Annotated in this window: 11 protein-coding genes; 5 read left to right on the top strand and 6 right to left on the bottom strand. The window is 70.3% G+C overall.

All coding sequences use genetic code 11. The annotated features are described in order from the left end of the window. Positions 1-14: 14 nt before the first annotated feature. Positions 15-473: a Rieske (2Fe-2S) protein gene (locus ACL06G_RS18720; RefSeq protein ID WP_412836368.1), complete on the bottom strand. Its 459-nt coding sequence runs from the start codon at positions 471-473 to the stop codon at positions 15-17. A gap of 255 nt (positions 474-728) precedes the next feature. Between ACL06G_RS18720 and fabG the strand changes: the two genes are divergently transcribed. The 4 genes from fabG (at position 729) to ung (ending at position 4,918) form a co-directional block, all read left to right on the top strand. Continuing rightward, complete coding sequence (gene fabG, locus ACL06G_RS18715) at positions 729-1,490, top strand: 3-oxoacyl-ACP reductase FabG (protein WP_412787471.1); 762 nt, start codon at positions 729-731, stop codon at positions 1,488-1,490. Positions 1,491-1,507: 17 nt separating this feature from the next. Further along, positions 1,508-2,269 carry an SDR family oxidoreductase gene (locus ACL06G_RS18710; protein WP_412787472.1) on the top strand — a complete coding sequence of 254 codons (762 nt, stop codon included), beginning with the start codon at positions 1,508-1,510 and terminating at the stop codon, positions 2,267-2,269. A gap of 284 nt (positions 2,270-2,553) precedes the next feature. Then, positions 2,554-4,137 carry an ABC transporter substrate-binding protein gene (locus ACL06G_RS18705; protein WP_412836367.1) on the top strand — a complete coding sequence of 528 codons (1,584 nt, stop codon included), beginning with the start codon at positions 2,554-2,556 and terminating at the stop codon, positions 4,135-4,137. 100 nt (positions 4,138-4,237) lie between these two features. Then, positions 4,238-4,918: a uracil-DNA glycosylase gene (gene ung, locus ACL06G_RS18700; RefSeq protein ID WP_412787474.1), complete on the top strand. Its 681-nt coding sequence runs from the start codon at positions 4,238-4,240 to the stop codon at positions 4,916-4,918. Positions 4,919-5,863: 945 nt separating this feature from the next. Here the strand turns inward: ung and ACL06G_RS18695 are convergent. Then, complete coding sequence (locus ACL06G_RS18695) at positions 5,864-6,889, bottom strand: DMT family transporter (protein WP_412836366.1); 1,026 nt, start codon at positions 6,887-6,889, stop codon at positions 5,864-5,866. 289 nt (positions 6,890-7,178) lie between these two features. Here ACL06G_RS18695 and ACL06G_RS18690 point away from each other — a divergent pair, with 289 nt between their 5' ends. Continuing rightward, positions 7,179-8,330 (top strand): CapA family protein, encoded by a 1,152-nt coding sequence (locus ACL06G_RS18690; protein ID WP_412787477.1) that lies wholly within the window; start codon positions 7,179-7,181, stop codon positions 8,328-8,330. 16 nt (positions 8,331-8,346) lie between these two features. Here the strand turns inward: ACL06G_RS18690 and ACL06G_RS18685 are convergent, their stop codons facing one another. The 4 genes from ACL06G_RS18685 to ACL06G_RS18670 form a co-directional block, all read right to left on the bottom strand. Beyond that, a complete protein-coding gene (locus tag ACL06G_RS18685) occupies positions 8,347-9,237 on the bottom strand; it encodes an undecaprenyl-diphosphate phosphatase (RefSeq protein WP_412787478.1) in 891 nt (296 codons plus the stop codon). 218 nt (positions 9,238-9,455) lie between these two features. Further along, complete coding sequence (locus ACL06G_RS18680; RefSeq protein ID WP_412787479.1) at positions 9,456-10,250, bottom strand: TVP38/TMEM64 family protein; 795 nt, start codon at positions 10,248-10,250, stop codon at positions 9,456-9,458. Between the two features lie 93 nt (positions 10,251-10,343). Further along, the gene (locus ACL06G_RS18675) at positions 10,344-10,799 is read right to left on the bottom strand and encodes a DUF4442 domain-containing protein (protein ID WP_412836365.1); all 456 of its coding nucleotides are present in this window, start codon (positions 10,797-10,799) and stop codon (positions 10,344-10,346) included. Between the two features lie 85 nt (positions 10,800-10,884). Then, positions 10,885-11,676: a spermidine synthase gene (locus ACL06G_RS18670; RefSeq protein WP_412787529.1), complete on the bottom strand. Its 792-nt coding sequence runs from the start codon at positions 11,674-11,676 to the stop codon at positions 10,885-10,887. Between the last annotated feature and the right edge of the window lie 70 nt (positions 11,677-11,746).

Here is an 11,746-nt window from a genome sequence, read left to right as displayed (position 1 = left end):
GGCGCCCCGGGGGCTCACTTCCGGCGGATGGCCCCGTCCGTCACGGAGACGTCCACGCCCGGCAGCGCCCGGCTCGCGGGGCCCTGGGTGACACTGCCGTCGGCGATCGCGTACTTGCTGCCGTGACAGGCGCAGTTGATGGTGCCGTCGGCAACCGACGAGACCAGACACCCCTGGTGCTGGCAGACTGCCGAGAATGCCTTGAAATCACCCGCCGAGGGCTGGGTCACCACGACCTTCTCCTCCTGGAGGATCGTGCCCCCGCCCTCGGGCACGTCGGACGTCTCGACCAGGACGTCCCCGGTACCCTCCTCCGGCCGCTGCGTGCCCTCGGGCCCGGTGTCCTGCTGCTCCTTCTCGGCGGGCGCTCCACCGTCTTCGGGCGACCCGCCGCAGGCTGCCAGGGCCAGTGCGGCGGGCGTGGCTCCGGCGGCGGTGAGGACAGTGCGGCGGGCGGGGGAAGCGATGCTCATGATGGCTCTCCTGATCTCGACACGAGCTGTCCTGAAGGCCTACGGGTGTCGGCGGCTCCGTGTTCACTCCGTGCCGTGATCCGCCGTGTCCGCCCCGTGGGTCGTTCCGTCGGGGCTCGGGCGAAAGGCGCGGTCGAGGCACATCGTTGACACGCGGTGCCGCTACTTCTAGCGTCTCGACCACCGCATGTACTAAGCGGTTGCTCACCCACGACGGCTGCATCCGCCAGCCCTTCACACGGCGAGGAGAACCAGATGTCCACCAGCGAGCAGCGCGTGGCGATCGTGACGGGCGCGGCCCGGGGAATCGGTGCCGCCACCGCGGTACGCCTGGCGCGCCAGGGCCGCGCCGTCGCCGTCGTCGACCTGGACGAGTCCGCCTGCAAGGACACCGTGGAGACCATCACCGCCGAGGGAGGCCGCGCGATCGCCGTGTCCTGCGACGTTGCGGACACCGAACGTGCCGAGGCAGCGGTCGCGCGAGTGACCGAGGAGCTCGGCGCGCCGACGGTCCTGGTCAACAATGCAGGAGTGCTCCGGGACAACCTGCTGTTCAAGATGACCGACGCCGACTGGGACACCGTCATGAACGTGCACCTGCGGGGTGCCTTCGTGATGTCGCGCGCCTGCCAGAAGCACATGGTCGACGCCGGCTTCGGCCGGATCGTGAACCTCTCGTCCTCCTCCGCGCTCGGCAACCGCGGTCAGGTCAACTACTCGGCCGCCAAGGCCGGACTCCAGGGGTTCACCAAGACCCTCGCCAAGGAGCTCGGCAAGTTCGGCGTGACCGCCAACGCCGTGGCCCCCGGCTTCATCGTGACCGACATGACCGCGGCCACCGCGGAGCGGGTCGGTATGGACTTCGAGGACTTCCAGGCGGCGGCCGCCTCCCAGATTCCCGTGCAGCGGGTGGGGCGCCCCGAGGACGTCGCCGGGGCGATCGCCTTCTTCACCGGCGACGATGCCGGGTTCGTCTCCGGACAGGTGATGTACGTGGCCGGCGGCCCCCTCGACTGACGGAAGGAAGATCTCCGATGACACAGTCCGCACAGCGCGACTCCGGCCACGTCTCCCTGGTCACCGGAGGCAGTCGCGGCATCGGCCACGCCGTCGCACGCGCTCTGGTGGCACGCGGTGACAAGGTGTGCATCACCGGCCGGGACGAGGACTCCCTCCGGGCCGCGGTCGAGGAACTCGGCGCGGACCGCGCCATGTACGTCGCCGGGAAGGCTCACGACGCCGAGCACCAGGCGACTGCCGTCGACGCTGTCATGGCAGCGCACGGCCGAATCGATCACCTGGTCAACAACGCCGGCACCAATCCGGTCTTCGGCCCCATCGCGGAGCTGGACCTGAACGTCGTCCGCAAGGTCTTCGAGACCAACGTGGTCTCCGCGCTCGGTTTCGCCCAGCGCACCTGGGCGGCCTGGCAGCGCGACAACGGCGGCTCGATCGTCAATGTCGCCTCCATCGCGGGACTCTCGGCCTCGCCCTTCGTCGGAGCGTACGGGATCAGCAAGGCGGCGATGATCAACCTCACCCAGCAGCTCGCGCACGAGTTCGCGCCCGCGGTTCGCGTCAACGCCCTGGCGCCGGCGGTGGTGAGGACGAAGTTCGCCGCTGCGCTGTACGAGGGACGTGAGGAGGAGGCCGCGGCCCGCTACCCCATGCAGCGCCTCGGAGTGCCGGAGGACATCGGCGGTGCGGCCGCGTTCCTCACTTCCTCGGACGCGGCGTGGATCACCGGGCAGACCCTCGTCGTCGACGGGGGGCTCTTCCTCAACGCGGGCGTGTGATGACCCATCGTTGACGCCCCCGCACCGCAGGTCACAGATCCGGTGCCCCTCCGCAACGGAGTGGCCCCGGATCTGTGACGCGTGCAAAAAGGGCGTCACAAAGAAACGATCTGTCCCTGCTCAGCGGCCAGAGGCTGCGGTAGGGTCTCACTCGCCTCCGGCCAGCGGGTCCGCGTAGGGCGTCCCCGGCGCGACGGGACGCGATCGAAGCGCTTGAACCGGCCGACGGGCGACAACCCTCCAGCAACACACAGCAGTGGCCCCGCCGACTGAGGAGCGCGCACGTGTTCGACCGGAACGGACCTCTGAAGATCACCACCACCGCTGCGGTGGCCGCCCTGCTCGCGGGGTGCAGTCTGCTGCCCGGCGGTGACAGTGACGAGGAGCAGTCCATCGCGGTCGGTACCACCAGCGCCCCCAGCGTCCTGGACCCCGCAGGCGCCTGGGACCAGTCCTGGGAGCTGTTCCGGAACGTCTACCAGACGCTCACCACCTTCACGAACTCCTCGGGCAAGCCCGACCCGGAAGCGGCGAAGAGCTGCCGTTTCACCGACTCCGAGAGCAAGGTCTACCGCTGCACGCTGCGGAAGGGACTGAAGTTCTCCAACGGTGACCCGGTGAACGCCGAGGCGGTGCGGTTCTCCCTGCAGCGCGTCCTCGACATCGACGCCGACAGCGGACCCGCCGACCTGCTGGGGAGCCTCGACCGGGTGGAGACACCCGACCACCGCACGGTCGTCTTCCACCTCAAGAAGTCGGACGCGACCTTCCCGTACGTGCTCGCGACCCCCGCCGCGTCCCTCGTGAATCCCGCCGTCTACCCCGGCGACGCCCTGCTCGAGGGCAACAATATTTCCGGTTCGGGCCCTTACGAGCTGGCCGGCTACAAGGCCAACAAGCGCGCCGTCCTCGCGAGGAACCCCTCCTACAAGGGCACGGCCGAGGTCCAGAACGAAACGGTGACCATCCGTTACTTCCCCGGCGACTCCTCCGGCATGGTGCAGGCCTTCAAGGACGGCGCCGTCGACGTCACCTTCCGCGGACTGACTCCCAAACAGATCCGCGGATTCCAGGAGTCGAGTGCCGACGGCAACGACAACGTCGAACTCACCGAGATTGCCGGCAAGGAGATCCGCTACCTGGTCTTCAACCCGAAGTTCGAGTGGGCCGGGAACGAGGCGGTGCGCAAGGCCGTCGCCGAGTTGATCGACCGCAAGGCCCTGACACGCAACGTGTACGACCGCACCGCCGAACCCCTGTACTCCATGGTGCCGGCCGGCATCGCGGGCCACACCAACGCGTTCTTCGAGGCCTACGGAGAGCCGAGCCGGGAGAAGGCGGAACAGACCCTGCGCGAAGCGGGCATCACACAGAAGGTGCCGCTCACCCTCTGGTACACCACCGACCGCTACGGCTCCACGATGAAGAAGGAGTTCGAGGAGATCGCCCGCCAGCTGAACGGCTCGGGCCTCTTCGACATCACCGTCAAGGGACGGCCCTGGAACGAGTACCAGAAGGCGTACGAAGAGTACCCGGTCTTCGGCCGCGGCTGGTTCCCCGACTTCCCCGACGCCGACACCTACGTTTCCTCGTTCGTCGGCAAGTCCAACGTGTTCAACATCCCCTACGACACTCCGAAGATCACCGGGAAGCTGCTTCCCGAGTCCCGCAAGGAAGGCGATCGGGGGATCGCCAGCGGCATCTTCGCCGACGCCCAGACCATCCTCGCCCAGGACGCGCGACTGCTTCCGCTGTGGCAGGGCAAGGTCTACGTCGCCGCCCACAAGGACATCGCCGGTGTCGAATGGAGCATCGACCCCTCCACCATCATGCGCATGTGGGAACTGAACCGGAAGGCCAGCTGGTAGGCCGGAACCTGCGGCGCCCGACTGACTGTCGGCGGGTGACTGTACCTTCGGCGGAGCGTGCGAAAAGACGACGCGCCCGCACACCACGGAGGTTGAACACGTGAGAGGCAAGCTGCCCGGCGACTGGCAGGACGTGCTCGGCGACGAGTTGACGAAGCCCTACTTCGACGAACTTACCGAGTTCGTCGAGAAGGAGCGCGCGGCCGGACCGGTGTACCCGCCTCGCGAGGAGGTCTTCGCCGCTCTCGAGGCCACCGGCTTCGAGAAGGTCAAGGTCCTCGTCCTCGGACAGGACCCGTACCACGGGGCCGGCCAGGGACACGGGCTGTGCTTCTCGGTCCGGCCGGGCGTCAGGACGCCGCCCTCCCTGCGCAACATCTACAAGGAGCTGCACGCCGACCTCGGGTACCCGGTGCCGGACAACGGCTGCCTCACTCCCTGGGCACGCCAAGGAGTGCTGCTGCTGAACTCGGTGCTCACCGTGCGCGAGGCCGAACCGAACTCCCACAAGAACCGCGGCTGGGAGCAGTTCACCGATGCCGTCATCCGCGCCGTCTCCCGCCGCGAGCGGCCCGCCGTCTTCGTCCTGTGGGGTGCCTACGCCCGGAAGAAGTTCCGCCTGATCGACACCGACCGGCACACCGTCGTGGAGGGCGCACACCCCTCGCCGCTGTCGGCCAGGAAGTTCCTGGGGTCGCGCCCCTTCAGCCGCATCGACGAGGCACTGGCCGAGCAGGGACACGACCCGATCGACTGGCGCATCGCCGACCTCGCCGCCTGACCGGTTCCACCCTCAGCCGCTCCAGCTGCCCGCGCAGGCCTGCGCGGGCACGCTTCCCTCCGGCCAACGGCCGTAGTGCTGCACCAGCGCGCAGACATCCGCCCGGTCCTGCACCCGGGGAATGGCCGAGCGCGGCCCGGGCGCCGCGTCGCGCACCGCCCCGCTGACACCGCTCCCCGGATCCTGGTCCGCCGGGGCGTGCCGGGGACCCGTCGCCGTCCCGGCGGGGCCCTGACGCGCGATCGGCGGAGAGGCCTGCCCCGAGGGTTCCGGCCGCGACGGCACCTCGCGCGGCGGAGGGCGCCCGGGCGGTGATGCCCCGCCGGCAGCCTCCTCCGCTCCGGCCGGACCCCGGTCGTGCGACCGCCCCACCGCCGCAGCGGAGGGCGGCGCTTCCGCCTCACCGTGGACCGTCACGCACCCCGTCACGGCCGACATCGTCACACCCACCCACACCACTGATTCCGTCACACGTCGCACCGTCGCCACGGTGCCCGCCCGGCTGGGCGAACAACAGTCCCCGGAAGAGGGAAAACACAGGCGTCGGGGTGCCTTCCCGGGGCACGCGTCCGGCGGCCTCCCCGTGACCCGGCGGAGGGAGGCACACAGGAAGATCGGCATCATCGGCCTGGGCGCCGTCGCCCGCAAGGCCCATCTGTCCGTGCTGACGGCGCAGCCCGGCGTCGAGTCCCATCTGGTGATCCGTACCGCCGGCGTCCTTCGGCGCTGGGATACACCCACCGCGTGCCGGCCGCACTTCCCGGAACCGCCGACCCCATCGCGGTCCGGGCCCGCGTGCGGGACCGACTGCTCCACCACCTCGTCCTGCACCTGGCAGGTACCGGTTCACCGCACTCTGCGTGATGAAGCGGCTGTCCGGGGCCACCGAGGAGGTCCTGCATCGCGGAACAGGCCGCCTGACAGGCCGAGCCGTCCCGGCGCGGCTCACCGTACGGGCGAGGTGCGCCCGTTGCGTCTTCTGCGGACCACCGGCGTCCCGGTGGGCGGTCCGGACCGGGGCGTCTCCGGGCGTGCGAACTCCGCTTCGGGTACCGGCACCGTGACCGGTGCGTTCCCTGGGCGACGGGACGGGGCGGGGATCACCACGGAACGCGTCCTCCCGGAAGCCCACCGGTGCCGGGCAGTGCTCTCCGCCGTGAGTACGAACAACCCCCATCCTGCTGCGACCGCGCCCACCAGGGCTGCCAGAGCACCCGGCGCACCGTGTCGGAATCCCTCGTCGAGCACCAGAATGCCCACCACTCCTGCCAGCACCGGGTTCACCACCGTGGCGGTCGCCAACGGCGCGGCGAGCCCCGCGCCCCGGTAGGCAGCCTGGGAGGAGACGAGCCCTGCCCCCGCGAAGAGCGCGATCAGGAAGAGTACGGGCACCACCCGGGTGATCGAGGCCAACGCCCAGCCCTCGGCGACCGCCTTCACGCACACGGAGGCCGTTCCGAACGCGATGCCTGCGCCACCGGCGAGTGCGACGCTCCGCAGTCCTGTCCGCCCCCTCCGCCCCAGGGTGTGCCCGGTCACCGCGGCAAGCAGCACCAGAGCAGCGGAAACGGCCGCCAGCAGGTACTGGGCACCGGGCTGGAGCGGCCGGGAGGCGTGGGCACCGGAGAACAGCAGCACCGCCGCCAGGCCTACCGACACCAGAACGATGCCGCGCCACGCCATGCCGCTCACCCGCCGTTTCGCGGCGAGAGCCGCCAGCGGGGCGGCGATCACGATCGTCAGCACCCCCAGCGGCTGCACCACGGTCAGGGGCCCCAGGCCCAGAGCTGCTACATGGAGCAGGGCACCCGTCCCGTTGAGCACCACCGACACCCACCACCGGGTGTTGCGGAGCAGCGCGTACCTGCTCGGGGCGGTCGTCGAAGCGACCCGTTCCTGCACGACGGCCGCCGCCGCGTAGGCCACGGCCGACAGCAGCGCCAGCAGGATCGAGGCGAGCAGCGCGCTCACGGCCGGCCCGTGCGCGAGCGGGGTGTCACGTCCATGTCTCCACAATGGACCCGTCCGGCGTCGGGCGCGTCATCTGCCGGAGGCGTTCTTGCGTACCCCGGCGGGCGTACGGCCCTCCTGCGTTCTCCCCCTTCCAGGGGAGGCGCGAACGGAGCAGCGTTTGGGCCGTCCTCCTGACAAGCATCCCTCCGACGGACTTCCCGGCTGTCGCGTGCGCCACCGCCGTCCCAGGCTGCGAGGTGCGGCGGCCCGGCGACCGGACCCCGCCACCGCGGAACGGAGGACGGGCATGCGAGGCATCGGACGGTCCATACCCTGGGCGGGAGGCGCAGCTCTGTGCGTGCTGCTGGCGGCCTGCGGTCCGGGAACCAGCGCGTCGAGCGGATCCGGCGACGGCCGCAGTCGTGCAGTGGACCGGGACGGGCGCGGGAGCGGCGAGGCATTCACGCTCGTCGCCACGGGCGACGTCATCCCCTACCCCTCGATCATGCGTCAGGCCCGTCGGGACGCCCAGGGCGACGGCTACGACTTCGCACCCATGCTCGGCGGCGTCGCGCCCGTCGTGAGTGGGGCGGACCTGGCCATCTGCCATCTGGAGACACCGGCCGGGGAGCCGGGAGGTCCGTTCACCGGCTACCCGCTCTTCCGCTCACCGCCGCAGCTGGCACAGGGACTGCGGTCGACCGGATACGACAGCTGCTCAACCGCCTCCAACCATGCTCTCGACGCAGGTCAGGAAGGCGTGGCGCGTACGCTCCGGGCCATGGATCGGGCGGGCCTCGCCCATGCCGGCACGGCACGCTCGGCCGCGGAACGGGACAGGCCGAACCTGCTGAGGGCGGCAGGAACGAATGTGGCGCACCTGTCGTACACCTACGGGACGAACGGGATCCCGTTGCCCGCGGGGAAGCCGTGGGCCGTGGACCTGCTGGAACCCCGGAAGGTGATTGCCGACGCGCGGCGTGCGCGGAAGGCGGGCGCCGAAGTGGTGGTGGTCAGTGTGCACTGGGGCACCGAATGGCAGGAGGAGCCCGACGCGCAGCAGGTGGAAATCGCCGAGCGCCTCACCCGGTCGCGGAGCGGGGGCAGGCGGGACATCGACCTGATCATCGGGACGCACAATCATGTGCCGCAGCCGTACGAGAAGGTCAACGGAACCTGGGTCGTCTACGGTCTCGGCGACCAGGTAGCCAGCTTCATTCCGTCGATGTACCGGGGCAACGAGGGCTCCACCGCACGCTTCACCTTCTCCCCGCCGCGCAGCCCCTCGGGTTCCTGGAGGGTGACCCGGGCCGAATTCCTGGTCTCCCACTCGGACACCGGTCCGCCGTTCCGCGTCGTCCCGGCCGACGAGGAGCGCCTTCCCGATGTCCGGCGGCGGGTGCGGGAGGCGGTCCTCAGCCGGGGTGCCGCCGGCGACGGCCTCACCGAGGGCCACTGAACCCCGGGAGGAGGGGTCAGTGGGAGCCCGGGACCGATCCGACGTCCCCGGCCTCCGTGGGGGAGAGCACTCCGCCGGCGATCAGCGCGAAGATCAGCACGCCGAGGACGATGCGGTAGATCACGAACGGCAGGAAGCTCCGGGTGGAGATGTACTGCATGAACCAGGCGATGACTGCGTAGGCGACCACGAACGCCAGCACCGTTGCGAAGATCGTCGGACCCCACGACACGTGACCCTTGCCGATCTCGGTGAGTTCCAGCGCGCCGGAGGCGAGGACCGCGGGGATCGCCAGCAGGAACGAGTAGCGTGCGGCCGCCTCGCGCGAGTAGTTCATGAACAGGCCCGCGCTGATGGTGGCGCCGGAACGGGAGACTCCGGGAACCAGGGCGCACGCCTGGGCGAGCCCGTACACCAGGCCGTCCCGGACGCTCAGGTCCCGCAGCGTCTTGTGCTCCTTGACCGCCCGGTGCCGGCCGTTGCGTTCCCGTCGCGCCGAGACCCGGTCGGCGATGCCGAGGACGATGCCCACCACGATCAGGGTGGTGGCGGTGAGGCGTACGTCGCGGAACGGGCCCTCGATCTGGTCCTTCAGCGTCAGTCCCAGGATGCCGATGGGGATCGAGCCCACGATCACCAGCCAGCCGAGCTGTGCGTCGTGGTCACGCCGCATCCCCTTGTCGGTGAGCGAGGAGAACCAGGCGGTCAGGATGCGGAGGATGTCCTTGCGGAAGTAGATCAGCACGGCGGTCTCCGTGCCGATCTGGGTGACCGCGGTGAAGGCGGCGCCGGGGTCCTGCCAGCCGGCGAGGGCCGCTGTCAGGCGCAGGTGGGCGCTGGAGGAGATGGGCAGGAACTCCGTCAACCCCTGGACGAGCCCGAGGATGAGTGATTCGAACCAAGACATGGATTCTTGTGCGTCCCAGAAGTGTGCGCGTGGCCGTCGCCGACCCGGATTCGGACGTGCGTCACTCTAAGGCAGCGGAGTTGTGCGCCCGTCCCCGGGTGGTGGTCGGCAGCGTGGGACCCGCCGGGCGGAACCGTGCGACGCCGTGGCGTCCGTACGACAGCGTGCAGCTGGTCCCGGGAGGGACCGGCTGCACGGTGGACGGTGTTCCGGACTCCTCAGCCTGCCCGCGAGGCGGACATTGCGGCGACCGGTTCCGGGAGTGCTTCGGCGGCCGCTTCGGCGAGGTGCTCCTGAGCCCTTGCGGCCGCCTTTTCGGCACGGGCCCTGATGCGCTTGCGGACAGCCACCGCGATCCCCACGACGACGGAGAGCGCGATGAAGGCGAACGCCACCTTGAACGCGGGGGACGACGGCGAATCGGCCTGGCTTCCGGCGACCACGTAGGCGGCCGTGTTCGGCAGTGCGCCCAGACCCGAGCCCACCAGGAACGCGGGCCAGGTCATCCGGGAGACCGAGGCGGCGAAATTGGAGCCCGCGAAGGGGATTCCCGGCAGCAGTCGCATGACCAGCATGGTGCGGAAGCCGTGGCGGCTCATCTGCCGGTCGGCGGCGGTGAGCAGCTTGGCGCGGAGCAGAGGCCGGAGAGCGTCCTGGCCCAGCAGGCGTCCGAGGCCGAACGAGACGCCGGCGCCGAGCACGGTACCGGCGACCGCTGCCCCGACACCCATCTGGGCGCCGAACATCGCGCCGGCGGCGAGATTCAGGATGGGGCGCGGAACGAAGGCCGTCGTGCACGCGCCGTACGCCCCGGCGAACAGCAGGATCGACAGCCCGCCCGACAGCTCGGTCGGCCAGCCGTCGGTGAGGAGGCGCTGCGGCTCGAAGATCAGCACGGCTGCTGCGGCCGCGCCGAGCAGGACGAGGAGCAGGCCCAGGCGGGACCAGGGGGAGAGCAGCCGCTGGACGAGGCGGGAGGAGAACCTCGCGGGCTGCGCGACAGAAGGGGACATCTCGGGGAGAGTAACCCACGACCCGGGGCGTGCAATGTGAGCTGCCTTACACCCCGGGGTGACTCCGGGGTGAAAAGGGGCTCCGACCAGGCGTTATGAATGCGGGCGCAATGTCCAGATTATTGACATCTCACCCGTTGTGTCTCCATCGTCCCGTCGTAGTGTCACGCGCACGGGGAATTCCGGTCGGCCGCCCGTGTCGAGTTCGGCCACGACGTCCGCTGCGGGGCGGCCGAGCTCCGCGGTCGCCGTCACCCGGCCCATGGCGAGCTTCCCGTAGTCGATCTCCGCCCGTACGGCCAGCGGTACCGCGCGGGAGAGCTGGCCCCCGAAGGCTGCCATCACGACCGCGCCGCTCGCCGACTCGGCCAGAGTGAACATGGCGCCCGCGTGCGGGCCGCCCAGGTGGTTGTGGAAGGCGCTCTGGTCGGGCAGGGACATCACGGCGCGCTCGGCGTCGATCTCGCCGAACTCCAGGTTCAGGGTGCGCACCATCGGCACGGCTGCCGCCAGCATGGCGCCGACCGAGGGTGGGTTCTCTGTGTCCATGGCTGAACATTACCACTCGGTAACTTTGCTGTGTCGGTGTCACCGGTGCCGAGCAGTCCCCGCGGTCGGTTTCCTTCACCGTCCGTCAGAGACTGAACGATCCGGTGGGCGGGCGCGGCGACGCCACCGCGCTTGCGTCGTCCTCGACCGGAGCGGCACGACCGCGCAACCGTGCCAGGCGCGTTCCGGCGACGACCCGGGCCGGGAACGGGTCCGCGGCCGTCCGTCCCGCCAGGGCGGTCGCGGGAAGCGGTTCCCGCGAGGCGAGCAGCAGCATGTTGCCGAACCTGCGACCACGCAGCACGGCAGGTTCGGCGACGACACACACATGGGCGAACCGTGTCTGGAAGGTCGCGATCTGACGTGCCAGGAAGTCGAACGGCTCGGCGTCGGCGAGATTGGCGGCGTAGAGACCGCTCGCACGCAATACCCGGTCCGCCGCCTCGGCGCACCTCGCCGTCGTCATCCGCGCGGGCACCCGGTCACCGACGAACACGTCCGCCAGGACGACGTCCACCGAGGAGCGCGGCGACGCGTCCAGCGCTTCTCGCGCATCCCCCGCCTCCACCGCGATGTCCGCTCCTGCGGGCAACGGCAGGTGGTCCTGCACCAGACGCGTCAGAGCCGCGTCCCGCTCGACCACGCGCTGCCGGGATCCGGACCGGGTCGCGTGCACGTAACGGGGGAGCGTCATACCGCCGCCGCCAAGATGCAGCAGGTCCAACGGTGCGCCAGACGGTCCGGCGAGGTCGAGCACGTGACCGAGCCGCCGGATGTACTCGAACTCCAGGCGGAGCGGGTCGTCGAGGTCGACGTACGACTGCGCCGCGCCGTCGACGGCCAGCAGCCACGCCCGGGGCCGGCGTGTGTCGGGCATCAGCTTCGCGAGTCCGCCGTCCACGCGGCGGTGCAACGGTACGGATTCCTGCTCCACCCCTTCATTGTGC

Source organism: Streptomyces callyspongiae, assembly GCF_047200695.1.
Classification (GTDB): Bacteria; Actinomycetota; Actinomycetes; order Streptomycetales; family Streptomycetaceae; genus Streptomyces.
Note: the sequence above shows the minus strand (reverse complement) of the source record. Positions and strands in the feature narration are given on the sequence as shown.